This window comes from Noviluteimonas caseinilytica, from assembly GCF_018406605.1.
In the GTDB taxonomy this organism is placed as follows: Bacteria; Pseudomonadota; Gammaproteobacteria; order Xanthomonadales; family Xanthomonadaceae; genus Noviluteimonas; species Noviluteimonas caseinilytica.
Map to the genome: position 1 here is coordinate 1,078,654 of NZ_AP024545.1, position 22,325 is coordinate 1,100,978.

Sequence of the window (22,325 nt, forward strand, 5' to 3'; positions counted from 1 at the left end):
CGCCCCCATTTCGTGTCGCCCTCGAACATCCCCGCCATGGCCCTGCTCCCCATCCTCGAATTCCCCGACCCGCGCCTGCGCACCAAGGCCGCCACGCTCGAACCCGCGCAACTGGCCGATCCCGCGTTCCAGCGCCTGGTCGACGACATGTTCGAGACCATGTACGAGGCACCGGGCATCGGGCTGGCCGCCAGCCAGGTCGACGTGCACCAGCGCTTCATGGTCATAGACGTGTCGGAGGAAAAGAACCGGCCGCTGGTGTTCGTGAACCCGGAGATCCTCGAGCGCGCCGGCGAGCAGGTGTACCAGGAAGGCTGCCTGTCCGTCCCGAACATCTTCGCGGACGTCACGCGGGCCAACGAGATCACGGTGCGCGCACTGGACCGCCACGGCAAGTCCTTCGAGATGCACGTCGACGGCCTGCTCGCGGTGTGCATCCAGCACGAGATGGACCACCTCGAAGGCAAGCTGTTCGTCGATTACCTCTCGCCGCTCAAGCGCGAGATGGTGCGCAAGAAGCTCGCGAAGGCGAAGCGCCAGGCCGCGGCCTGACGCCCGGCCCGATGTCGCTCCGCATCGTCTTCGCCGGCACGCCGGAATTCGCCGTGCCGTCGTTGCGCGCCGCCGCGCAGCGCAATGAAGTCGTCGCCGTCTACACGCAGCCCGATCGCCCCGCCGGGCGCGGCCGCGCGCTGACGCCCTCGCCCGTCAAGCTCGAAGCGCTCAAGCGCGGCCTGCCGGTGCTGCAACCGGAAACCTTGAAGACGCAGATCTCGCGCGATGCCTTGCGCGCGCTGCAACCGGACCTGCTCGTCGTCGTCGCCTACGGCCTGCTGCTCCCGCAATCGATCCTCGACATCCCGCGCCTGGGCTGCTGGAACGTGCACGCGTCGCTGCTGCCGCGCTGGCGCGGCGCCGCGCCGATCCAGCGCGCGATCGAAGCCGGCGACACCGAAACCGGCGCGTGCCTGATGCAGATGGAAAAGGGCCTGGACACCGGCCCGGTGCTACTCGAACAACGCATGGCCATCGGCGCGGACGAAACCGCCGGCCAGCTGCACGATCGCCTGGCCGCGCTCGGGGCGCAGACGCTCGCGGACGGACTGGGTCTGCTGCGCGCCGGCATGCGCCCGGTCGCGCGCCCGCAGCCTGCCGAAGGAGCGACGTACGCGCGCAAGCTCGAAAAGGCCGAAGCGCTGCTCGACTGGGCGCAGCCCGCGATCGCCCTCGCCCGCAAGGTGCGCGCGTTCGATCCGTGGCCGATCGCCGAAGGCGACATCGCCGGCGAACGCGTGCGCATCCATGGTGCGATCGCGATCGGCCGCGACGTCGACGCCGCGCCGGGCACCATCGTGCGCACCGGCCGCGAAGGCATCGACATCGCCTGCGGCACCGGCGCGTTGCGCGTGCGCGTGCTGCAGCGCGCGGGCGGCAAGGCCATCACCGCCGCCGATTACCTCAACGCCCGCCGCGACCTGCAAACCGCATGAACGCCGCACCCGGCGTCGCGTTGCGCGTCCTGGTCGCACGTTCGCTCGACGAAGTGCTGCACCACGGGCGTTCGCTGAAGGCCGAACTCGGGCAGGTGCTGCCCGGCATTCCCGATTCGCGCGACCGCGCGCTGCTCGAAGCGATCGCGTTCACCGCGTTGCGCCAGCGCGCGCGGTTCGAAGCCGCGCTCGATGCGTGGACGCCGCGCCCGCTCGGGCGACGCGATGCACCCTTGCGCGCGCTGCTCTATGCAGGCTTCGCGCAGATCGACATGCAATTGCCGCCGCATGCGGCCGTCGATGCCACGGTGGAAGCCGCGCGCGTGCTCGGCCGTGCGCACCAGGCCGGCATGGTGAACGCGTTGCTGCGGCGCGCCGTGCGCGATGGTTTCCCGCCGGTCGCCGCCGACGCCGCGTGGCCGAAGTGGTTGCGCGAACGCGTGCGCCACGACTGGGCCGACGAGGCCGAGCGCATCTTCGCCGCAGGCAGCACGCCGGCGCCGATGTGGTTGCGCGTCAATCGCGCACGCACCTCGCGCGATGCGTATCTCGCGTTGCTCACCGCGCAGGGCATCGAAGCCCACGCCGCGCCCGCGCTCGCCGAAGCGATCGTGCTGCCCGTGCCGCTGCCCGTGCACGAGTTGCCCGGCTTCGACGCGGGCGATGTCTCCGTGCAGGACGGCAGCGCGCAGGCCGTGGCCGAAGCGTTGTCGCCCGCCGCCGGCGCGCACGTGCTCGACGCGTGCGCCGCCCCGGGCGGCAAGGCCGCGCATTTGCTGGAACGCGATCCGACGCTGCGCCTGCTCGCGCTCGACATCGATGCCCGGCGCCTGCGCCGCGTCGGCGACACGCTCGCGCGCCTCGGCCTCGCGGGCCGCGCCACGTTGCGCGCGGCCGATGCCGCCACGCCCGATGCGTGGTGGGACGGCGTGCCCTTCGATGCGGTCCTGCTCGATGCACCGTGCTCGGCGACCGGCGTGGTGCGCCGCCAGCCCGATGTCCTCCTCCATCGCCGCGAGTCCGACCTCGACGCCCTGTGCGCCACGCAGGCCGGGTTGTTCGATGCGTGCTGGACGATGCTCGCCCCCGGCGGCGTGCTGCTCTATGCCACGTGTTCGATCCTGCGCGCGGAGAACGCCGTGCAGGTCGAGGCCTTCCTCGCCCGCACGCCGGGCGCGCAGGTGGATGCGTTGCCCGACGCCTTCGGTCGCCTCGATGGCCCCGGCCGCCAGCGCTTCCCCGGCGACGACGGCATGGACGGCTTTTTCTACGCAAGGTTGCGCAAGGCCTGACGCTCGACCGCACCGGCTTCCGGTAAGGTGCGTGCCGCATGGATGACGCCCGCCAACGCCGCGAACTCTTCTGGTTCCTCGCGATCGCCTTCGTGGTGCTGGCCGCGGGCATCGGCCTGCGCGCGCCGTGGCCCGCGGACGAACCGCGCTTCGCGCTCGTCGCCAAGCAGATGTGGGACTCGGGCCAGTGGTTGTTCCCGCATCGCGGCCACGAGTTGTACGCGGACAAGCCGCCCCTGTTCTTCTGGCTGATCGGCGCCTGCTACGCGGTGGTGCGCAACTGGAACATCGCCTTCCTGCTGCCCTCGCTCATCGCGGCGATGGCCACGCTGTGGCTCACCTACGACTTGGGCCGGCGCTTGTTCTCGCATCGTGCGGGCCTGTGGGCGGCGATCGGCGTGCTGGCGTGCGCGCAGTTCCTCTACCAGGCCAAGCGCGCGCAGATCGATCCCACGGTGGTGTGCTTCATCACGCTGGGCGTGTACGGGATCGCGCGGCACGTGTTGCGCGGGCCGTCGCACGGCGGGCCGGCGTGGCGCTGGTACTGGATCGGGTGCTTCGCGGCGGGCCTGGGCGTGATCAGCAAGGGCGTCGGCTTCCTCGCGTTGCTGATGTTGGTTCCGTACGCGTGGATGCGCTGGCGCAAGTGGGACGGATTGGCGCAGCTCGGTTCGCACAACGCGTGGCGCTGGAGTGCGGGCGCGCTGGCGTTCCTCGCGGCGATCGCGCTGTGGTTCGCGCCGATGGTGATCACGGCGATGACCAGCGGCGACGCCGAACACCGCGCCTACCTGCACGAGTTGCTGTTCAAGCAGACGGCCACCCGCTATGCGAGCGCGTGGCACCACACGCAGCCGTTCTGGTATTTCCTGCCGATCATCGCGGGCTTCTGGATGCCGTTCGCGCTCGCGCTGCCGTGGGTCGCGCCGCGCTGGCGCGATGCGTGGCGCGCGCGCGATGCCCGCGTGTGGCTGCCGCTGGCGTGGGCAGTGCTGGTACTGGTGTTCTTCAGCGCCAGTCCCGGCAAGCGCGACATGTACATCCTGCCGATGCTGCCGATGGTGGCGCTGGCGGCGGGGCCTTACCTGGCGGACGTCGTCGGCAAACGCGGGTTCCGCGCGTGCCTGGTCGCGCTGGTCGTCGTGCTGGGGCTGGTGTTCCTCGGTGCGGGCCTGTTCGCCGTGCTGCGCGATCCGTCGTTCGAGGTGCGCATCGAAAGCGAGCGCGGGCTCGATCCGGCCAGCGATGCATTGTGGTGGCTGCTCGCCGCCTGCGGTGCGGCGATGCTCGCGGCGATGGCGTGGTGGCGGCGCGATGCGCTGCGCGGGTCTGCGGTCGCGCTGTCGTTGCTGGTGATCGTGTTGTTCAGCGGCACCGCGGTGTTGCTGGATCCGGAGAACTCGTCGCGCGCGGTGATGGAACGCGGCCGTGCCCTCGCCGGCGATGCCACGCTGGGCCTGGTCGGGTGGAAGGAACAGAACCTGCTGCAAGCGGTCGGGCCGACGGAAGACTTCGGGTTCCGCCAGCCGTTCGACGTGCAGTTCGCGGCGGGCTTGACCTGGTTGCGCATGGATCCCGCGCATCGGCGCCTGTTCGTGCTGGATGAAGCGCTCGACAAGTGCGTGGATCGCAGCAAGGCGCAACCCGTCGGCACGGCGAACCGCCGCGCATGGTGGGTGGTGGACGCGAACGCCGTCGCGGGTTGCCGCTGACTACGCAGCGCGCGCCAGCAGGTCGTATTTCAGCTTCGAATACTTCGCGTGCAGCCAGTGGAAGCGCAGGCCGGCGGCACCGTCGACGAAGCCGCCGCGCAGCACGAGGTTCTTGAGCAGGTACGCCGTCGCGGCGAACACGCCGCGCATCGGGCCCGCGCTGCGCCCCTTCGCGCGCTGCTCGCCCGCCCACAACGCTGCGTAACGCTGGAGCTTCAACCAGTATTCCTCCGCGCTGCGCGCGGTGTCGTGTTCCAGCACGATGCGCGAGGTGCGCACGGTGCGGCCGGCGACGTCCAGGTATTCGTGCACGGCGCGCAGGCCGTGGCGCAGCGTCGAACGGAACAGGCGATGCACCGGCTCGCGCGCGAAGCTGCCGCCGCGCAGCGCGTGGCCGAGGAAATGCGTGCGACGCAGCAGCAACCAGACGTCCGCCTGCTCGAGGTCGCCCGCGAACAGCGCGCGCACTTCGCGTTGCGCCGGCGCTTCCAGCCATTCGTCCGCGTCCAGCAGCAACACCCAGGGTTCGCGCGCCATCGCGATCGCCGCGTTCTTCTGCAGCGCGAAGCCCTGCCATTCCATCGATTCCACGCGCGCACCGGCGGCCGCGGCGAGGTGCACGGTGTCGTCGGTCGAACCGGAATCGAGCACGATCACTTCGCTGCACAGCGCGCGCATCGAGGCCACGCAGCGTTCGATGCGGTCGGCTTCGTTCTTCGTGATGACGACGCCGGACAGGGGCAAGGACTCAGGCATGCGCGGGATTATGCCCGCGGCCGCCGCGCTAGACTCCCTGCATGCCAACGACCGCACCCGACCCGCGCCCCGTCCGCGTGCTGCATTTCGTGACCGGCGGGTTCTCCGGCGGCGCCACGCAGGTCGCCATCGCGCTGGTCCAGGCCGGCATGGCGAGCCCCGCGATCGAGCCGCTGCTGGTCCTGCGCCGCAAGCGCCGCACCGATCCGCGCCGCATCGCCGAACTCGAACAGGCCGGCGTGCCCGTGGACGTGGTGCCGGGCTGGTCGCATGCCGCGACGATCTTCGCGCTCGTGCAGGCGTGCCGCGCGTTCCAGCCCGACGTGCTGGTCGCGCACGGCTTCAGCGAACACCTGTGGGGCCGTTACGCGGGCCTGCTGGCGCAGGTGCCGCACCTGGTGCACGTCGAGCACAACACGCGCGAACGCTACACGCGCTGGCGGCTGCGACAGACGCGCTGGCTGGCCGCGCGCACGGATCGCATCGTCGGCTGTTCCGAAGGCGTGCGACGCGTGCTGCTGGAGATGGGCATGCCGGCGGAGAAGACGATCGCGATCCCGAACGGGATCCGGCTGGATCCGTTCGCCGACGCCGAAGCGCAGCCGCTCGCCGGACGCATCCCCGGCATCGTGATGGTCGCGCGCTTCTCCAAGCAGAAGGACCACGCGACGCTGCTGCGCGCCGTGGGATTGCTGCGCGAACGCGGCCTCACGCCGCCGGTCCTGTTCGCGGGCGGTGGCAAGGCGATGCATCGCAAGCCGCTCGAAAACCTCGCCGCCGAGCTCGGCATCGCGTCGCAAGTGTCGTTCCTCGGCGTCGCGCGCAACGTGCCCGAGTTGCTGATGTCGCATCGCATCGCCGCGTTGAGCACGCATTACGAAGGCATGCCGCTCGCGTTGCTGGAAGGCATGGCGGCGGGCTGCGCGGTGGTGGGCAGCGATGTGCCGGGCGTGCGCGAAGTGATCGAGGATGGGCACGACGGGCGGCTGGTCGCCGAATCCGATCCGGTGGCGATGGCCGATGCGTTCGAACAATTGCTGCGCGACGACGTGCTGGCCGCGGGCATGGGTGCGGCGGCGCGACGCGTGGCATTCGAGGACCACGGCCGCGAGCTGATGCACACGCGCTACGAAAACCTCTTCCTGACGCTCGCACGCAACGCCTGAGGCGTCACCAGCGCAACTTGCGGCGCGCCAGCACGTGCGCAAGGCGATCGACGAGGGCGCGTGCTTCGGCTTCCGGCAGGCACGCAACGCGCAATGGCGTCGACGATCCCGCCCCCGCCGTATCCAGCCACACCGACGCCGTGCCCCACGGCCGGTCGAACGGCGAGCGCGACAGCGACAAGGCCTGCAACTTGTCGAGTTCGGCGAAGCGCCAGTGCTTCGACCACCAGCCGCCGCGCACGGCGACGATGCGGTCGTTGATCGCGTAGGCCGAATGCGAGGCGTGCTTGCGCGCCACGAACGCGGCCCACGGGAGCCAGAGCAGCACGAGCAGGCCGATGGGCCCGACGTTCCAGGTCAGGGCCGTCGCGATCGCGATCGGGATGAAGACGCCCGGCAGGAACGCGCGCACCCACGTACTCCAATGCGTGCCATGCCAGTCGAGCTGGCCCCAGCCCGCGTCCGGCGGCAACAGGTGTTCGATCAGGGCATCGCACTTCTCGGGCGTCGCGATGGGCGCGAGTTCGCGGAAGGCGCGCTGGCGTCGCTGGCCGTGTTCGCTGGTGCCCGCGCCGGCGGTGTCCACTTTCAACGTGCGTCGATGCAGCAAGCGATGCAGCAGGCCTTCCTGCATCGTCCACGCCTGCAGGCGGCGGCGCGATGCACTGCTGCGCGTGCGCGCGAGCAGGCCGCGTTCCACCGTGAGGCGCGGGCCGTCTTCGCTCAGGCGGAAGCCGTAGTACTGCAGCAGCGCCGAGCCGATCGACAGCATGCGCAGCAACGCGATGAGCACGACCGCCAGCGACACGAGGGCGAGCGCGTACGTCGGCGCACCGAAGTGATGCGCATCGGCGAAGCCGAACAGGCTGCGCACCCAGGATTCGAAGAGGTTCTCGAGCAGGCGCGGGCTGAACTGCATCGACGCGGCGTACGCGCCGGCGAGCAGCAGCAGGCCGCGGTTGGAGATCAGGCCGTAGCGCAGGACCTCGCGCACATCCATGGCGAGCAGCGTGGTCGGTGCGGGCGCAGTGGCTTCGACGTTCGCGGCTTCCGTCGATTGCGTGGCGCCGCGATGGCGCACCAGGCGTTCCAGCGCGAGCGCATCGTCCAGGCGCAGGACGCGCATGCTCGCTTCGGGCTTGTCGCCGCCGGCCGATTCCAGCCGCACTTCCGCCACGCCGAACACGCGATGCAGCATCGACTGCTCGACGACGACGTTATGGATGCGCGCGAACGGAATCTCGCGCCGCTGGCGATTGAGCCAACCGCTGCGGATCGTCAGGCCGTCGGTGCCGACCTGCCAGCGATACGTCAGGTATTGCAGCGCCGAGGTGAGCGTGAGGATGCCGACGCCGATCAGCGGCCACAGTTCGTCGCGGTCGCCCTTGAAGAAAAACGTGGCGATGAGCGGCAGGATGAACTGCCGCATCTGGTGCAGCAGCACGAACAGCCACGACCACGGATGCAGGCGCCGCGATTCAGAGGGCGTCATCGGTTTCGAGCTGGCGTGCGAGGCGGTCGCGGAGGACTTCAGCGTCGTCGGCGTCCAGGCCCGTCACCGACACGGCGCTCATCTTGCTGCCCGCGGTGTGGATGACGAGCGTGGCGAGCTTCCAGTGGCGTTCGAACGGGCCGTGCCTGAGGTCCAGGTGCTGCACGCGCGAGGCGGGCACGCGGGTTTCGCGATGGAACAGGCGTCCGCTGCGATAGCCGAAGCCGTCCTCGTCCAGCCGCCACGCCCGGGAGCGGAAGCGTTTCGCGCCGAGCCACGCACCGAGGCCCGCGCCGATGACCAGCGCGCCGAGCACGGCGGGAATCATCGGGACGTAGTGCGTCGAGGCCGACACGATTGCGACGGGAACGGCGAGCGCCAATCCCATCGTGGCGTGCGAGAGCATGAAGAGCGAACGTGCGCGCGGCGGCAGCGGGCGCCAGTCGGCGAGGACGGGGTGCGCTGCGGGATCTGCTTCGGGCACGGCGTCGGTCATGGCGGGGCTTGTCGTTTGAGCGCGTCGCGTTGCGCCCGCGCAGGGTAGCAGTCGGGCCAGTACGGATTGCCGAGCGTCGAGCCGGGCGCAGGGATCGAAAAGCGCTTGTAGGTCCACTGGTATTGCGCAGGGTCGCGGCGCGCGACGCGTTCCACCGCGGCGTTGAGGGCCGCGACGCCGTCGGCGGCATCGGGCACCGGTTCGAAGCGCAACGCGAACAGCGGGCCGTCGTCGGATTCGGCGATGCGCTCGCAATATCCCAGCAACACGATCGCGCCGGTGCGCTGCGCGAGGCGCGTCAGCAACGTCATCGTCAATGCGGGAATGCCGAAGAACGGCGCGAACTCCCCATCGCCCGCCTTCGGTTGCTGGTCCGGCAGGATCCCGATCACGCCGCCGCCCTGCAGCAGCTTGAACAACTGGCGGATCGCGGGGCCTTCGGCGCGCACCTGCGTCACGCGATCGGCATCGCCGTGCGCGGCGCGCACGCGGCGCAGGAAGCCTTCGCCGATGCGCGATTCCGGCGGTGCATAGAGGATCGCCAGCGGCGTGCGCGCAGCGAGCCACTGGTTGAGCAATTCCCAGCTGCCGTAATGCGGCGCGGCGACGATGACGCCCTTGCCGGACGCGATCGCCGCATCGAACAGGTCCACGCCGTGTGATTCGCGGATCGCGGCGAGGTTCTTCGCATGCGGGCGCGTCCAGAAGCGCAGGGTTTCGAAGAGTTGTCGCGCGGTCGTGCGCAGCACCCGGGCGCGCAGGCCTTCGCGCTGGCCGGGCAGCTGGTCGGGATAGGCGAGTTCGAGGTTGCGCCGCACCACCTTGCCCATGCGGCCCTGCCCCCGCGCCTGCAGGGCGGCGAAGGCATCGGCGCACCCGCGCAGCAGCGGCCACGGCAGGCGGGCAACGGTGGTGGCGAGGAAATGGAGGAAGCGCGCGGCAAGGTCGGTCACCGGCGGAGTCTAGCGTTGCGTGACGCCGGGACCGGGGACCAGGGACCGGGGACCAACAGCAAGCGCCGCGCCTGGTCCCTGGTCCCCGGTCCCTGGTCCCGGCTTCTGCTAGCGTTTTGCGGCCACACATCGAGACCCCGACATGCTCGTCCTGATCCAGCGCGTCACCGCCGCGAGCGTGGAAGTCGAGGGCCAGGTGGTGGGCGCCATCGATGGCGGCCTGCTGGCTCTGGTCGGCATGGAGCCCGGCGACACCGACGCCCAGATCGCCCGCATGGCCGATCGGCTCCTGGGCTACCGGGTGTTCGACGACGGGGAAGGCCGGATGAACCGCTCGGTGACCGATACCGGCGGCGGGCTGCTGCTGGTCAGCCAGTTCACCCTGGCGGCCGATACCCGGTCCGGGATGCGCCCCGGCTTCAGCACGGCCGCCGCGCCTTCGGACGCTGAACCCGGCTTCAACCGCTTGCTGGCAATCTGCCGCGAAAAGCATGCGGGCAGGGTGGAAAGCGGCCGGTTCGGGGCCCATATGACCGTTCGATTGGTGAACGACGGACCGGTCACCTTCCTCCTCCGGCCCTGACCCGATCGTTCGAACCCGTCATCGTCAGGACGGAATCGACACCCCCGGGCGTATAATGCCGGGTTCTTTCAAACCCTCATCATGGTGGCGCACCTACATGGCAACCGAACGCCAGGCCCCCCAGTCCGACATCAAGCAGCTGATCAGCAAGGGCCTGGAACAGGGTTACCTGACCTACGCCGAAGTCAACGATCACCTGCCCGACGACGTCGTCGATCCCGAACAGATCGAAGACATCATCGGCATGATCAACGGCATGGGCATCGAGGTGCACGAAGTTGCGCCCGACGCTGAAACCCTGCTCCTCGCCGGCTCGTCCGGCGGCGGCCGCGAAGTCGACGACACCGCGGCCGAAGAAGCCGCCGCCGCGCTCACCGCGCTGGATTCCGAAGGCGGCCGCACCACCGACCCCGTGCGCATGTACATGCGCGAGATGGGCACGGTCGAGCTGCTGACGCGCGAAGGCGAAATCGCCATCGCCAAGCGCATCGAGGAAGGCCTCAACCAGATGCTCGGCGCACTGGCGAGCTTCCCGTGGTCCATCCAGCTGCTGCTGGAGGAATACGACCTGCACAAGGGCGGCAAGAAGCGCCTGGCGGAAATCGTCGCGGGCTTCAACGACATCGAGGAACCCGTGCCGGAAATCCCGGCCGTGGCCGAAGTGGCCGACGACGCCGCCGAGACCGAAGAAGAAGAAGTCGAGGAAGCCGCCGCCGAGGAAGCCGAAGAAACCGGCCCCACCGGCCCGGACCCGGCCGAAGTGCTGCGCCGCATGGACAACATGGCCGCGCTGTACCAGAAGTTCCAGAAGTCGTACGCGAAGAACGGCCCCGTCGCCAAGCCGGTCGCCAAGCTGCGCGAGGAGATGGCCGAGGTCTTCATGACCTTCAAGCTCCCGCTGCCGCTCACCGACACGCTGGTGCGCAAGCTGCGCGACGTCGTGGGCGAGATCAAGGACCACGAGCGCCGCATCCTCGACCTCGCCACGCGCGTGGCGAAGATGCCCCGCAAGGATTTCCTGCGCGCCTGGGAAGGCAACCAGACCAACCTGGGCTGGGTGGATGAAGTCCTCAAGCGCAAGCAGAAGTGGTCGTCGGGCCTGCGCGACGTCAAGGACCAGATCGTCGCCGAGCAGGAAGCCACGATCGCCGTGGAATCCGCGTTGTACCTGACGCTGGCCGACATCAAGGACATCAGCCGCACGATGGCCTACGGCGAAGCCAAGGCGCGCAAGGCGAAGAAGGAAATGGTGGAGGCCAACCTGCGCCTCGTGATCTCCATCGCCAAGAAGTACACCAACCGCGGCCTGCAGTTCCTCGACCTCATCCAGGAAGGCAACATCGGCCTGATGAAGGCGGTGGACAAGTTCGAATATCGCCGCGGCTACAAGTTCTCCACGTATGCCACCTGGTGGATCCGCCAGGCCATCACGCGTTCGATCGCCGACCAGGCGCGCACCATCCGCATCCCGGTGCACATGATCGAGACGATCAACAAGCTCAACCGCATTTCCCGCCAGATGCTCCAGCAGTTCGGCCGCGAGGCCACGCCGGAGGAGCTTGCGAAGGAAATGGACATGCCGGAAGACAAGATCCGGAAGGTCATGAAGATCGCCAAGGAACCGATCTCGATGGAGACGCCGATCGGCGACGACGAGGATTCGCACCTCGGCGATTTCATCGAAGACACCAACGTCGAGTCCCCGATCGAATCCACCACCAACATCAACCTGTCGGAAACCGTGCGCGACGTCCTCGCCGGCCTGACCCCGCGGGAAGCCAAGGTGCTGCGCATGCGCTTCGGCATCGACATGAATACCGACCACACCCTCGAGGAAGTCGGCAAGCAGTTCGACGTCACCCGCGAGCGCATCCGCCAGATCGAAGCCAAGGCCCTGCGCAAGCTGCGCCACCCGAGCCGTTCGGAGCAGCTGCGGAGCTTCCTCGACATCGATTGATCGAGGCCGCACGCAACACCCGGAAAAGCCCCGCCAACGCGGGGCTTTTTCTTTGCGCCGCGATTCGGCGTATCGTGCGCGGCGTGCCCGGACCCCACCAGCACCCATCCGCCGATCCCGGGGCTCCGGGTTGGCTCGCATTGCTGCGGCGGCACCTGGCCGCGGTGATCGCCATCAAGCTGGCGCTGATCGCGCTGCTGTTCTTCCTCTTCTTCTCCGCCGCGCACCGGCCTTCGCCCGGTCCCGACGACGTGTCCGACCTCCTCCACTTGCCGAGTTGACGCCCATGCCCGACTTCCATGTCGTGGATCTCTCACGCCTGCAGTTCGCCGTCACCGCGCTGTACCACTTCCTGTTCGTGCCGCTCACGCTGGGCCTGGCGCTGATGATGGCGATCATGGAAAGCGTGTACGTCATGACCGGGCGCGCGATCTGGAAGCAGATGACGAAGTTCTGGGGCGTGCTGTTCGGCATCAACTTCGCGATGGGCGTGGCGACCGGCATCACGATGGAGTTCCAGTTCGGCACCAACTGGGCGTACTACTCGCACTACGTCGGCGACATCTTCGGCGCGCCGCTGGCGATCGAAGGGCTGATGGCGTTCTTCCTCGAAAGCACGTTCGTCGGCCTGTTCTTCCTCGGCTGGAACAAGCTCTCGAAGCTGCAGCACCTGGTCGTGACGTGGCTGACGGCCCTGGGCGCCAACCTGTCGGCGCTGTGGATCCTGATAGCCAACGGCTGGATGCAGAACCCGGTCGGCGCGAAGTTCAACTTCGAAACCATGCGCATGGAAGTCACCGACTTCCCGGCGGTGCTGTTCAACCCGGTGGCGCAGGCGAAGTTCGTGCACACGGTGAGCGCGGGCTACGTGACCGGCGCGATGTTCGTGCTCTCGATCAGCGCGTGGTACCTGCTGCGCGGGCGCAACATCGAGTTCGCGAAGCGCTCGCTCACGGTGGCGGCGAGCTTCGGGCTGGCGTCGGCGTTGTCGGTGGTCGTGCTCGGCGACGAGAGCGGTTACACCGCGTCGGAAAACCAGAAGATGAAAGTCGCCGCGATCGAAGCCGAGTGGCACACGCACGAAGCGCCGGCCTCGTTCACCGTCATCGGCGTGCCGAGCATGGAACGGCGCGAGACGTCCCCGGCGCTCCGCGTGCCGTGGGCGCTGGGATTGATCGCAACACGTTCGCTCGATGAGGAAGTGCCCGGCATCCACGAACTGGTGGAAGCCAATCGGCAACGCATCCGCAACGGCATCGCCGCGTATTCGGCGTTGCAGGCGGTGCGCGTGGATCCGAAGAACCCGGAGAAACGCGCCGCCTTCGAGGCGCTGCAAGGCGACCTCGGCTTCGGCCTGCTGGCCTTGCGCTACGTGAGCGATCCATCGAAAGCCGACGAATCGGTGATCGAACGCGCCGCGTGGAGCACGGTGCCGAACGTGCCCGTGCTGTTCTTCTCGTTCCGCATCATGGTCGCGCTGGGGTTGTTCTTCATCGGCCTGTTCGGCTACGCGTTCTACCTGGCGAGCACGCGCAAGCTCGACAAACCCTGGTTCCTGCGCATCGCGCTCTGGAGCCTGCCGCTGCCGTGGATCGCGATCGAACTGGGCTGGATCGTCGCCGAATACGGGCGCCAGCCTTGGGCGATCGACGGCGTGCTGCCCACCTTCCTCGGCGTGTCGTCCACCAGCTCGGGGCAGGTGATGGGCAGCCTGATCGGCTTCGTCGTGCTGTACACGGGCCTGGCGATCTTCGACGTCATGTTGATGCGACGCACGATCATGGCCGGACCCGACGGATTGTCGATGTGGCCGCTGCCGCATCGCCGCACGCCCACCCTGCCGCACGCCTGAGGAGTCGGTCATGTTCGACTACGAAACCCTGCGACTGATGTGGTGGCTGCTGCTGGGCGTGTTGCTGGCGGGCTTCGCCGTCACCGACGGCTACGACCTTGGCGTCGGCGCGATCCTGCGATTGATCGCGCGCGACGACGTCGAGCGGCGCATGGCGATCGAAGCGATCGAGCCGCACTGGGAAGGCCACCAGGTGTGGTTCGTGCTGGGCGGCGGCGCGGTATTCGCGGCGTGGCCCCTGTTGTACGGGGCCGCGTTCTCCGGCTTCTATTTCGCGATGTTGCTGGTGTTGCTCGCGTTGATCCTGCGTCCCGTGGGCTTCGCGTTCCGGAACAAGCTGACGTCGCTGCAATGGCGCGGCGCGTGGGACTGGGCGCTCACGATCGCGGGGGCGGTGCCGTCGCTGGTGTTCGGCGTGGCGTTCGGCAACCTGTTCCTCGGCGTGCCGTTCCATTACACCGACTCGCTGCGCTCGGTGTACGACGGCAGCTTCATCGGGTTGTTCCATCCGTTCGCGTTGCTGTGCGGCGTGTTGAGCCTGTCGATGCTGGTGGCGCATGGCGGGACGTTTGCCGCGATGAAGATCGAGGATCCGGTCGGCGCACGCGCGCAGCGGATCGCACGCATCGCGGCGATCGTGGCGCTCGTCGCCTTCATCGGCTGCGGGCTGTGGCTGACGTCGCTGCCCGGGCACGTGCTCGCGAGCGTGGTGGATGGCAACGGGCCGTCGAATCCGCTTCACAAGCAGGTGAGCGTGGTCGCCGGCGGATGGATGACCGGCGCGGGCCGCTTGCCGTGGGCGTGGCCCGCCGCGGTGATCGCGGGCCTCGGCCTCGTCGGCGTCGTCGTGTTGCGCGCGCGTCGTCTCGCATTCGTGGCGAGCGCGATCGCGGTGGCAGCGATCGTGTTCACCGGCGGCTTCGCGTTGTTCCCGTTCCTGCTGCCGTCCGCCACCGATCCCTCGCAAGGCCTGACGGTGTGGGATGCGTCGTCGAGCAAGAGCACGCTGGGCACGATGTTGTTCGCCACCGTCGTGTTGCTGCCGCTGGTGCTGGCGTACAGCACGTGGGCGTTCCGGGTGATGCGCGGGCAGGTCACGCGCGCGCATGTCGAAGAGTCCGAGGAGGGTTACTGAGATGTGGTATTTCACCTGGATCCTGGGATTGGCGTTCGCCAGCGCGTTCGCGATCCTCAATGCCATGTGGTACGAAATCCACGACGACAGGACGCGCGACGACGCGCCACCGCACCGGGAGCGTTGATGGCGAAGGCGGTGTCGCTGGTCCTGGCGTTCGCGGCAGTCGCGGCGTTGCTGGTGTTGCCTGCGATGCGGGGGCGCGAACTCACGTCGGCGGAACATGGACTGCTGACGCCGACGTTGTTCCTGGTATGCGCGTTGGTCGTCCACGGGATCGGGTATCTGCCGGATCGGGCGTGGGTCCGGCGGATCGTGTCGCCGTGGGTGCTGTGGCCCCTTGCCGGGGTGTTGTGCCTGGCCTGGTGGCGAATAGGCTGACGTCGCAACCACGGCTAAGATGCGCGTCGCGACGGGCCTATAGCTCAATGGTTAGAGCAGAGGACTCATAATCCTTTGGTTCCAGGTTCGAGTCCTGGTGGGCCCACAATCTGCAGACCCTTAATGCACCCATTCGCTGGTGCAAAGTGTGATCCATCGTGTCTCACGGATTCCCTTGCGACGTACCAGCAACCTCGCGACCACTCGAAGAATTGCTCAAGCTCAAGCGCGTCTCAAAGCATTTCAGCCGTTCTATCGAATCAGGGCTACCTCGGCTAGCCCGTCCAGCCGCGCCTTGGTTCGCTTCCAATTGGGCAGGTGTCGGTCAAGTAGTCGATAGAACGCTGGTCCATGGTTGTGCTCCCTGAGGTGAGTCAGCTCGTGGAGCAGCACATAGTCGATGCATTCTCGAGGCACGCGCACTAGGCCCACGTTGAGGGAAATGCGTCCTTGGGGAGAACAACTACCCCACTGCCTGCTCATGCGCCTGATCGACAGCGGTGGAATCGCCTTCACCCATCTCAGGCGCTCTGACATCATCGCCAGACGTGTCGGCAGGAACTCTTTTGCCCTGGCTTGGAACCACTGCTCGAGTTCGTGTCTTACGGTCTCCGGAGACCTGTTGCTCACGGCCACCTCCAGGTAGCCGGCCCGAAGGCGAACCTGGTTTCCGCCTTGGGCGCTTACGACCTTAAGGCGATAGCGGCGGCCCAAGTAAACCGCGGTCTCTCCGCTGACGTACTCGCGCGGGGTGACCACTAGCTGGCGATTTTCGACTTCCACCATCCGTCGGTGGATCCAAGCCAATCGGCGCGCTACTGCCAAGCGGATGTCAGGGTCGGCCGCCTGCAGGGGGGCATCGACCACCACGCGCCCGTCCGGTTCGACATGGATAGCGATGCTGCGCTTCACGCGTTGCTTCGAACGCCGAACCTCACAGCGAATGCGACTGTCGCCGTAAGGAAGTACCAAGCGGGTGCTGGTCTGCGCCTCCTTCATGCGCGGCTGAGCCCGATCCGGGTGATTTGCACCACCTGCTCCACCACGGCGCGGGCATGATCAAGCCCGATCAACTGGAACAGCCTGGGCAGCAGATTCTTACGGATCGCGGACTCGATGCTCTGCGGATTAAGGGAGTTCTCGGCGACTGCGTCACGGACGACGGTGTCGATCTCCAGCGAGAGATCAGTCAGACTGGCGCGCTCGGCCTCAGACATGGCGCCAATCTTTTCGTCGCCAAGCTCAAGACGGATAGCGCCGTAGTAGGCCTTGGCCTGCCGATTGGTCTCCAGACCATTCGGTATCCCGGGTACCTGCAAGGCTTCCAGGCGATCCTCGAATTTCTTGAACAGGGCGTATTGCTTCAGCGGGTGATCGAACATCGCTTCGGCTTCAGCGATCGCTTGGCGTAGCAGTTCACCGAACACCTTCTGTGCGTAGGGATCGCCAGCGAGATCCTGCTCGATGGTCTTGCGGATACGCGTCCGGATCAGATCGGTCTCGTTGCGAGTCTTTTCCTCGGTCCAGCCCTCTGGATCCTCGGGCTTGCCCAACTCATGCACCAGGTACACGCCTTCCGGTTCCCGAACTTCGGTACCGATGACCTGCTTGTCGACCAGTCGCCGGATCTGTTCTTCATAGACGCTGTAGTCGACCGTCTCCATGGCATCTTGCCGGGCGATCCGACGAAGGCTGGAGAAGAAGCGCAGATCGTCTTTGTACCGACGAATGGTTGTCTCGGAGAAGCTAGCGTCCTCGAAGAAGCCGCGCGACGACAGGGCCATCTGCAGGCACAGGCCGAACTCGGTCAAGGCTATGGAGAAGTCATCGCGCAGCTTCTGGCGCTCGTCGTACTCCTCGCCGTCCTCGCCTGTGACGAAGCGGGGACTCAGGACCTGTCGGTACTGCTCGAGATCCTTGCGGTTGGAAACGCCCTTAAAGTAGGACCAGACGCGGTCATGCAGGCCCGGAAGGCGCTTGTACTCGGTGCTGATGGATTGATAGAGCCCTTCGAGATCGGCCAGATCGAAGCCGGCCTGGGTCTGGGCTTCCAGGTCTTGGTATGCCCGAACGGCCGTGTCGAGCTCCGGGAGAATGCCGCGGTAATCCACCAGGACGCCATAGCGCTTGGCATCATGCAGTCGGTTGACCCGAGCAACGGCTTGGATCAGGTTGTGGCCCTTCAAGGGCTTGTCGATGTAGAGAACCGTGTTGCGCGGTTCGTCGAAGCCGGTGAGCAGTTTGTCGACGACGATCAGGAGGTCGGGCGCGTCGTCGCTGCCGAAGTCTCGGATGACGTCCTTCTCATAGCCCTCCGGGTCAAGCTTGCGGTCGATGATGTTCTGCTTCCACCACCGCTGCACCTCGGGCAATGATTCCTCGTCCACCTCGGTGTTGCCCTCTCGGGTGTCGGGTGGAGAGATGACGACCGCAGTACTGACGAGTCCGGTTTCGTCGAGCGCCCGCTTGTAGCGGATGGCGTCTAGTTTGCTGTCGGTGGCAATCTGCCCCTTCAGTCCCATGCCGAGTTGCTTGATGTTCTCGTTGAAATGCGTGGCGATGTCCCAGGCGATCAACTCGATGCGGTTCGCCGCGCCGTAGATGGCGCGCTTGCTGGCGAACTTCTTCTTGAGATCTGAACTCTGCGCGTCGGACAGACCGGCAGTGATCTTGTCGAACCAACGGTTAACTGCCGCCTCGTTGATGTCGAGCTCGGGTACGCGCTCTTCGTACAGAAGCGGCGCGACGGTCTCGTCCTCGACCGCGCGCTGCATCGAGTAAGCGTGGACGATGGGGCCAAACTTGTTGGCGGTCTTTTCGTCCTTGAGTAGCGGCGTGCCGGTGAATGCAAGATACGCGGCCTTGGGCAGAGCCCTCCGCATGCGCTCGTGGGTCTCGCCGCCGTGGCTGCGATGACCCTCGTCCACCAGCACGATCAGGTCAGCCGATTCATTGCGGCACTCGGGCAGCTTCGATGCAGTGTTGAACTTCTGCACCAGTGAGAACGTGATTCGTTCGGTTCCATGGCCGATACGGCGGGCCAAGTCGCGCCCGGTCGTCGCCTTGCTGCGCTCGCCTTCCTTCTTTGTGGCGATGGCTGAGCCGAACGCCCCGCCGCTGATGAAATTGCGCGACAACTGCGTCTCCAGGTCGACGCGGTCGGTCACCACGACGACGCGGCACTCCTTCAGAGCCGTATCCAGCAGCAACGCCTTGGTCAGGAAAACCATGGTGAAGCTTTTGCCTGAGCCGGTGGTGTGCCAGAGCACGCCGCCCTCTCGACCTCCATCTGGGCGGATCTGGCTGATCCGCGCCAGCAGCGCGCGGATGCCGAAGAACTGCTGATAGCGCGCGACGACCTTGCCGACCTTGCGGTCGAACAGAACGAAGCAGCGCAGGTACTCGAGGAGCCTCGCGCGAGTCAACAGGCCCACCAGCAGGCGGTCTTGGTCGGTAGGCAGCAAGGGTTGGGACCACAGTGACTCACAGTAGCCGCGCACCCGGCCCGGCTTATCGCGGAGTATTGCGTCCAGGGTGCTGCTCGGTAGGGTGTAGTTCTTGATTGCCGTGAGGTGTGCTTCGTCGAACTCCTCTTCGCGCCAACGCGCCCAAAACTTGGCTGGCGTATGGGTGGTGCCGTAGCGTCCGTCGGTCAGGCTGATCGAGAGCAGTAGCTGCGCGTAGGCGAACAGTTGTGGAATCTCGTCCTGGCGCTGGTTGCGTAGGTGCTGGCTGATGCCCTCGGTCACCATGGCCTTGCCAGCGTGACCGGACTCGGGGCGCTTGGCTTCGATCACTACGAGTGGCAGGCCATTGACGTAGCAGACGATGTCCGGCGTGCGGTGGTGCGTGCCCTGGGTGGACAGCACCTCGCATTCCTCGGTGACGTCCCACAGGTTGGTGGCGGGGTCGGTCCAGTCGATCACCGGAATAGTCGGCAGATGCTTTTTGCCGTCCGGCATGAACTCGGTGACTGTGATACCAAGAATCAGCAATTGGTACAGGCGCTCGTTCGCTACCAGCAGCCCCTCGCCCAACGGCAGGGCGGACAGCTCGCGGACCATTTGATCGATCGCGCTGGGCGAGAGCGGGTACTGCTCGCCCTTGTATTCGAAGCGGCGCGCCTTCAGTGCCTCGATCAGCCGCGGCTTTAAAAGAACGTCTCGAGTGCTGCCGCGCAGGGCTAGGCAGTCGGCGGCGCCCAAATACCGCCAGCCGAGGTTGGCCAGCAGGTGCAGCGCGGGGATCTGCGCGCTGGCCTGCTCGCGCGTGTCGGGAGCGCTGTCGTTCATGCAGGCTGTGCCTCCGTGGGAAGCGGCACGCGTACGCGACGCTTGCCGGTGAGGAGTTGCTGCATCAACGCCGCCTTTTCAACTTTAAGTCTTTCGATGCTCAGTTCAAGTTCTCGGACGGTCGCGCTCGCTGTATCAAGAATGTCCGCAATGCGTTTTTGCTCCGACATGGGCGGTACAGGAACGGTCATGCTCATGAAATCTGTCGGGCGAATGTTGAGCAATCCATTATTTCGAACGCCTGTGTTGACCAAAGATCCAAGCTGGTCATGAAGATAGTCGGACTCGAACAGGTATTTGTAGAACGGGCGAAAGCAAGCACGTTCGTCCATTACGAAACAAATATAGACGTGAGGAACGAGCCCTTGCTTGAAGCCATCAAGAGGGTAGATACAGCCAAATTCGTAGGTCTTGGAGTTCCCTTTGTTATAGGCGAACTCACCCTGCTGCAGAAGGATGTAGCTCTCCAAGCTCTTTCCCGCCATAAACCGGCTATACATCTCACTTTGAGGAATAAAGCCTGTGGCGGCAGAAATCATCAGCACCGGGTTGTCGCTACCATCTGACGCGCGTTGAACCCGTGTGGCGATCTCGTCCAGTCGCTCTGATTTCCACCCATCCGATCTGCGCACAAATTGTTCGATCAGTGCTTTTTTCTGCTTTTTGCTATTGGAAAGCAAGAGCTCGGAAGTGGCGATCGCGGAATCCCACGTCGTCAGAATTTCCGCGATTCGCTCTTGTTCCCAAATAGAAGGCGCGGTAATTGCTAGCTTTTTGAAGTAAGGCAGTCCGATCGTCTTGATTGTGGACCCCACCGCAACGCGTTCGAATTCCGGCTTTCTCCTTTGCAGCCAGTGATACAGATACCAGTTGTGGATGTCCTTTGACTTGGAGCAATCCCACGCGATGAAATGCTGGCTCACAGCCATCGATGACGCAAGGACACCGCTCTTTCCAACACCCGCGTCTCGCGAGAGAACGACAGTGCCTTCTGGCAACAAAACAGCCGAAGAATTCTTGATGCCTTCTTCGGAAATCTCCTTGTTAGTTTCGTAAATTAGGCCTTTGTCCAGGCGCGATGAGTCGGCAAGAGACACCCATTTGATCCCGCCGTTCCAGTACGCGGGGGACTCCTTGTCCGGTGTGTGGCCGCTTTTGCGCCTGGCAACAGTTTCGAGCAAGAGACTGCGCCAACCTTCAGGAAGTATTCTTGCCTCCTGATCTTTGCGCAGCGGCGCCCGGTCACTCATAGCCGAGTTCCTTCAGGTAGCCGGCCATCCGCTCCTCCAGCCTAGTTAACTCGGCCTTGAGCTGCGAGCGCTCGCGGCGCACAGCCATCAGGTCGATCTCCTTCTCTTCCTCGAACGTGTCGACGTAGCGCGGGATGTTGAGGTTGTAGTCGTTCTCCGCGACCTCGTCTGAACTCGCAAGGTAGGCGTACTTATCGACGCTCTTACGCGCCTCAACGGTGTGAAGGATTCGCTGCAGGTCCGTCTCGCGCAGGAAGTTCTGGTTCTTGCCGTCTTGGTAGTCGTGGCTTGCGTCGATAAACAGCACGTTGTCGTCCGCTTTCTTCTTGCGGAAAACCAGGATAGCGGCGGGAATGCCGGTGCCGTAAAACAGCTTCTCCGGCAGGCCGATCACTATGTCGAGAAGGTTTTCGTCGATCAGCTGCTTGCGGATACGGCCTTCGGCGGCGCCGCGGAACAGCACACCGTGCGGCACGACCACGGCCATGCGGCCGCTACGCGGCTTCATGGTTTCTATCATGTGCAGGATGAAGGCGTAGTCGCCCTTGGTCCGCGGCGGCACGCCGCGACGGAAACGACCGAACGGGTCGGCATCGGCAGCTTCGTGGCCCCACTTCTCCAGCGAGAAAGGGGGATTGGCTACGACGATGTCGAAGTGCTTCAGGCCGTTTGCGCCGTCGAGCAACTTGGGATTGCGGATGGTGTCGCCCCACTCGATGCGGTGGTTGTCCTCGCCGTGGAGGAACATGTTCATTTTAGCCAGCGCCCAGGTGCTGCCGATCGCCTCCTGCCCATGGAGCGAATACTTGCGGGAGCCCGTGCGCTCGCGGACCAGGCGGCCACATTTCATCAGCAATGAGCCGGAGCCACACGCGGGATCGCAGATCTCGTCGCCCTCCTGAGGTGTCATCAGCCGCGCCATCAGGGTGGAAACTTCGGGCGGGGTGTAGAACTCGCCGGCCTTCTTGCCGCTGGTGGAAGCGAAATTCTTGATCAGGAACTCATATGCGTTGCCGATGATGTCCAGCTGGCCGACGCGACTGGGTCGAAGGTTGAGCTCGGGCTTGGCGAAGTCCTCCAGCAGGTGGCGAAGGATGTCGTTCTTCTGCTGCTCCTCACCGAGCTTGTTGGAGTTGAAGCTGATGTCCTGGAAAACGTCACGCAGCTTGCCGATGTTGGCGTCCTCGATGGCGTGCAGCGCCTTGTCGATGCGCTCGCCGTTTCCGGGGCTGTGGCGCTTGTCGTAAAGCGCGTAGAAGTTGGCGCTGGCTGGCAGGACAAAGCGCTCGTTCTTGAGCATCTCCTCGATCAGCTCCGGGTGGTCGCCGTACTGCGCCTTGTATTCGTCGTAATGGTCCTGCCAGACGTCGGATACATATTTGAGGAACAGCATCGTCAGGACGTAGTCCTTATAGATGCTGGGGTCCACCGTCCCGCGGAAGGTGTCGCATGCGGACCAGACGGCGGCGTTGATGGTGTCCTGGGTGAGGTCGGTCGTGTTCATTCGGGTTTCCATGT

The 22,325-nt window shown here is 65.8% G+C and carries 20 protein-coding genes and 1 tRNA gene; 13 read left to right on the forward strand and 8 right to left on the reverse strand.

Annotated elements, in window-relative coordinates:
* Positions 1-36: 36 nt before the first annotated feature.
* Genes def through LYSCAS_RS05385 form a run of 4 tightly spaced genes read left to right on the forward strand, consistent with a single transcriptional unit; the run spans position 37 to position 4,494 of the window.
* The gene (def, locus tag LYSCAS_RS05370; protein ID WP_213436438.1) at positions 37-552 is read left to right on the forward strand and encodes a peptide deformylase; all 516 of its coding nucleotides are present in this window, start codon (positions 37-39) and stop codon (positions 550-552) included.
* 11 nt (positions 553-563) lie between these two features.
* On the forward strand, positions 564-1,490 hold the full coding sequence (gene fmt, locus LYSCAS_RS05375) for a methionyl-tRNA formyltransferase (protein ID WP_213436440.1): 927 nt from the start codon (positions 564-566) through the stop codon (positions 1,488-1,490).
* Positions 1,487-2,782 carry a 16S rRNA (cytosine(967)-C(5))-methyltransferase RsmB gene (gene rsmB / locus LYSCAS_RS05380; RefSeq protein ID WP_213436442.1) on the forward strand — a complete coding sequence of 432 codons (1,296 nt, stop codon included), beginning with the start codon at positions 1,487-1,489 and terminating at the stop codon, positions 2,780-2,782. Before fmt ends, rsmB begins: the two co-directional genes overlap by 4 nt.
* A 38-nt stretch (positions 2,783-2,820) precedes the next feature.
* A complete protein-coding gene (locus LYSCAS_RS05385) occupies positions 2,821-4,494 on the forward strand; it encodes an ArnT family glycosyltransferase (protein ID WP_213436444.1) in 1,674 nt (557 codons plus the stop codon).
* Here the strand turns inward: LYSCAS_RS05385 and LYSCAS_RS05390 are convergent, their stop codons facing one another.
* Positions 4,495-5,250, reverse strand: a complete 756-nt coding sequence (locus LYSCAS_RS05390) for a glycosyltransferase family 2 protein (RefSeq protein ID WP_213436446.1) — start codon at positions 5,248-5,250, stop codon at positions 4,495-4,497. It abuts the gene before it with no gap.
* Between the two features lie 41 nt (positions 5,251-5,291).
* Between LYSCAS_RS05390 and LYSCAS_RS05395 the strand changes: the two genes are divergently transcribed.
* Positions 5,292-6,416: a glycosyltransferase gene (locus tag LYSCAS_RS05395; RefSeq protein ID WP_213436448.1), complete on the forward strand. Its 1,125-nt coding sequence runs from the start codon at positions 5,292-5,294 to the stop codon at positions 6,414-6,416.
* A 4-nt stretch (positions 6,417-6,420) separates the two neighbouring features.
* Here the strand turns inward: LYSCAS_RS05395 and LYSCAS_RS05400 are convergent, their stop codons facing one another.
* Genes LYSCAS_RS05400 through LYSCAS_RS05410 form a run of 3 tightly spaced genes read right to left on the reverse strand, consistent with a single transcriptional unit; the run spans position 6,421 to position 9,357 of the window.
* Positions 6,421-7,908 carry a PH domain-containing protein gene (locus LYSCAS_RS05400; protein WP_213436450.1) on the reverse strand — a complete coding sequence of 496 codons (1,488 nt, stop codon included), beginning with the start codon at positions 7,906-7,908 and terminating at the stop codon, positions 6,421-6,423.
* Complete coding sequence (locus LYSCAS_RS05405; RefSeq protein ID WP_213436452.1) at positions 7,895-8,404, reverse strand: PH domain-containing protein; 510 nt, start codon at positions 8,402-8,404, stop codon at positions 7,895-7,897. The genes LYSCAS_RS05400 and LYSCAS_RS05405 overlap by 14 nt, the downstream gene beginning before the upstream one ends.
* The gene (locus LYSCAS_RS05410) at positions 8,401-9,357 is read right to left on the reverse strand and encodes a lauroyl acyltransferase (RefSeq protein WP_213436454.1); all 957 of its coding nucleotides are present in this window, start codon (positions 9,355-9,357) and stop codon (positions 8,401-8,403) included. Before LYSCAS_RS05410 ends, LYSCAS_RS05405 begins: the two co-directional genes overlap by 4 nt.
* Before the next feature lie 142 nt (positions 9,358-9,499).
* Here LYSCAS_RS05410 and dtd point away from each other — a divergent pair, with 142 nt between their 5' ends.
* From dtd to LYSCAS_RS05450, 8 genes are all read left to right on the forward strand, one after another.
* On the forward strand, positions 9,500-9,940 hold the full coding sequence (gene dtd / locus LYSCAS_RS05415; protein WP_213436456.1) for a D-aminoacyl-tRNA deacylase: 441 nt from the start codon (positions 9,500-9,502) through the stop codon (positions 9,938-9,940).
* Between the two features lie 97 nt (positions 9,941-10,037).
* Positions 10,038-11,897 carry an RNA polymerase sigma factor RpoD gene (rpoD, locus tag LYSCAS_RS05420; RefSeq protein ID WP_213436458.1) on the forward strand — a complete coding sequence of 620 codons (1,860 nt, stop codon included), beginning with the start codon at positions 10,038-10,040 and terminating at the stop codon, positions 11,895-11,897.
* Entirely contained in the window at positions 11,894-12,178 is a 285-nt protein-coding gene (cydP, locus tag LYSCAS_RS05425; protein WP_213436460.1) for a cytochrome oxidase putative small subunit CydP, read from the forward strand. The genes rpoD and cydP overlap by 4 nt, the downstream gene beginning before the upstream one ends.
* Before the next feature lie 5 nt (positions 12,179-12,183).
* Positions 12,184-13,749, forward strand: a complete 1,566-nt coding sequence (locus LYSCAS_RS05430) for a cytochrome ubiquinol oxidase subunit I (protein ID WP_213436462.1) — start codon at positions 12,184-12,186, stop codon at positions 13,747-13,749.
* Positions 13,750-13,759: 10 nt separating this feature from the next.
* Entirely contained in the window at positions 13,760-14,884 is a 1,125-nt protein-coding gene (gene cydB / locus LYSCAS_RS05435) for a cytochrome d ubiquinol oxidase subunit II (RefSeq protein ID WP_213436464.1), read from the forward strand.
* A gap of 1 nt (position 14,885) precedes the next feature.
* Positions 14,886-15,011 (forward strand): cytochrome bd-I oxidase subunit CydX, encoded by a 126-nt coding sequence (cydX, locus tag LYSCAS_RS05440; protein WP_213436466.1) that lies wholly within the window; start codon positions 14,886-14,888, stop codon positions 15,009-15,011.
* Entirely contained in the window at positions 15,011-15,265 is a 255-nt protein-coding gene (locus LYSCAS_RS05445; protein ID WP_213436468.1) for a cyd operon YbgE family protein, read from the forward strand. The genes cydX and LYSCAS_RS05445 overlap by 1 nt, the downstream gene beginning before the upstream one ends.
* Positions 15,266-15,298: 33 nt before the next feature.
* A tRNA-Ile gene (locus LYSCAS_RS05450) sits at positions 15,299-15,371 on the forward strand.
* Between the two features lie 146 nt (positions 15,372-15,517).
* On the opposite strand, the gene LYSCAS_RS05455 is transcribed toward LYSCAS_RS05450, so the two are convergent.
* The 4 genes from LYSCAS_RS05455 to LYSCAS_RS05470 all read right to left on the reverse strand — a co-directional run bounded on the left by LYSCAS_RS05455 (position 15,518) and on the right by LYSCAS_RS05470 (position 22,311).
* Complete coding sequence (locus tag LYSCAS_RS05455) at positions 15,518-16,177, reverse strand: YgjP family zinc-dependent metalloprotease (protein WP_244858673.1); 660 nt, start codon at positions 16,175-16,177, stop codon at positions 15,518-15,520.
* Positions 16,178-16,260: 83 nt separating this feature from the next.
* Positions 16,261-19,557, reverse strand: coding sequence for a type I restriction endonuclease subunit R (locus tag LYSCAS_RS05460; protein WP_213436472.1), 3,297 nt, complete (start codon positions 19,555-19,557; stop codon positions 16,261-16,263).
* The gene (locus tag LYSCAS_RS05465) at positions 19,554-20,807 is read right to left on the reverse strand and encodes a restriction endonuclease subunit S (RefSeq protein ID WP_213436474.1); all 1,254 of its coding nucleotides are present in this window, start codon (positions 20,805-20,807) and stop codon (positions 19,554-19,556) included. The genes LYSCAS_RS05460 and LYSCAS_RS05465 overlap by 4 nt, the downstream gene beginning before the upstream one ends.
* The gene (locus tag LYSCAS_RS05470) at positions 20,800-22,311 is read right to left on the reverse strand and encodes a type I restriction-modification system subunit M (RefSeq protein ID WP_213436476.1); all 1,512 of its coding nucleotides are present in this window, start codon (positions 22,309-22,311) and stop codon (positions 20,800-20,802) included. The genes LYSCAS_RS05465 and LYSCAS_RS05470 overlap by 8 nt, the downstream gene beginning before the upstream one ends.
* Between the last annotated feature and the right edge of the window lie 14 nt (positions 22,312-22,325).

Bases quoted from the DNA above. Each gene is read 5' to 3' on its own strand.
- def (WP_213436438.1), top strand. From the start codon at position 37: ATGGCCCTGCTCCCCATCCTCGAATTCCCCGACCCGCGCCTGCGCACC.
- fmt (WP_213436440.1), top strand. From the start codon at position 564: ATGTCGCTCCGCATCGTCTTCGCCGGCACGCCGGAATTCGCCGTGCCG.
- rsmB (WP_213436442.1), top strand. From the start codon at position 1,487: ATGAACGCCGCACCCGGCGTCGCGTTGCGCGTCCTGGTCGCACGTTCG.
- LYSCAS_RS05385 (WP_213436444.1), top strand. From the start codon at position 2,821: ATGGATGACGCCCGCCAACGCCGCGAACTCTTCTGGTTCCTCGCGATC.
- LYSCAS_RS05390 (WP_213436446.1), bottom strand. From the start codon at position 5,250: ATGCCTGAGTCCTTGCCCCTGTCCGGCGTCGTCATCACGAAGAACGAA.
- LYSCAS_RS05395 (WP_213436448.1), top strand. From the start codon at position 5,292: ATGCCAACGACCGCACCCGACCCGCGCCCCGTCCGCGTGCTGCATTTC.
- LYSCAS_RS05400 (WP_213436450.1), bottom strand. From the start codon at position 7,908: ATGACGCCCTCTGAATCGCGGCGCCTGCATCCGTGGTCGTGGCTGTTC.
- LYSCAS_RS05405 (WP_213436452.1), bottom strand. From the start codon at position 8,404: ATGACCGACGCCGTGCCCGAAGCAGATCCCGCAGCGCACCCCGTCCTC.
- dtd (WP_213436456.1), top strand. From the start codon at position 9,500: ATGCTCGTCCTGATCCAGCGCGTCACCGCCGCGAGCGTGGAAGTCGAG.
- rpoD (WP_213436458.1), top strand. From the start codon at position 10,038: ATGGCAACCGAACGCCAGGCCCCCCAGTCCGACATCAAGCAGCTGATC.
- LYSCAS_RS05430 (WP_213436462.1), top strand. From the start codon at position 12,184: ATGCCCGACTTCCATGTCGTGGATCTCTCACGCCTGCAGTTCGCCGTC.
- cydB (WP_213436464.1), top strand. From the start codon at position 13,760: ATGTTCGACTACGAAACCCTGCGACTGATGTGGTGGCTGCTGCTGGGC.
- cydX (WP_213436466.1), top strand. From the start codon at position 14,886: ATGTGGTATTTCACCTGGATCCTGGGATTGGCGTTCGCCAGCGCGTTC.
- LYSCAS_RS05445 (WP_213436468.1), top strand. From the start codon at position 15,011: ATGGCGAAGGCGGTGTCGCTGGTCCTGGCGTTCGCGGCAGTCGCGGCG.
- LYSCAS_RS05460 (WP_213436472.1), bottom strand. From the start codon at position 19,557: ATGAACGACAGCGCTCCCGACACGCGCGAGCAGGCCAGCGCGCAGATC.
- LYSCAS_RS05465 (WP_213436474.1), bottom strand. From the start codon at position 20,807: ATGAGTGACCGGGCGCCGCTGCGCAAAGATCAGGAGGCAAGAATACTT.
- LYSCAS_RS05470 (WP_213436476.1), bottom strand. From the start codon at position 22,311: ATGAACACGACCGACCTCACCCAGGACACCATCAACGCCGCCGTCTGG.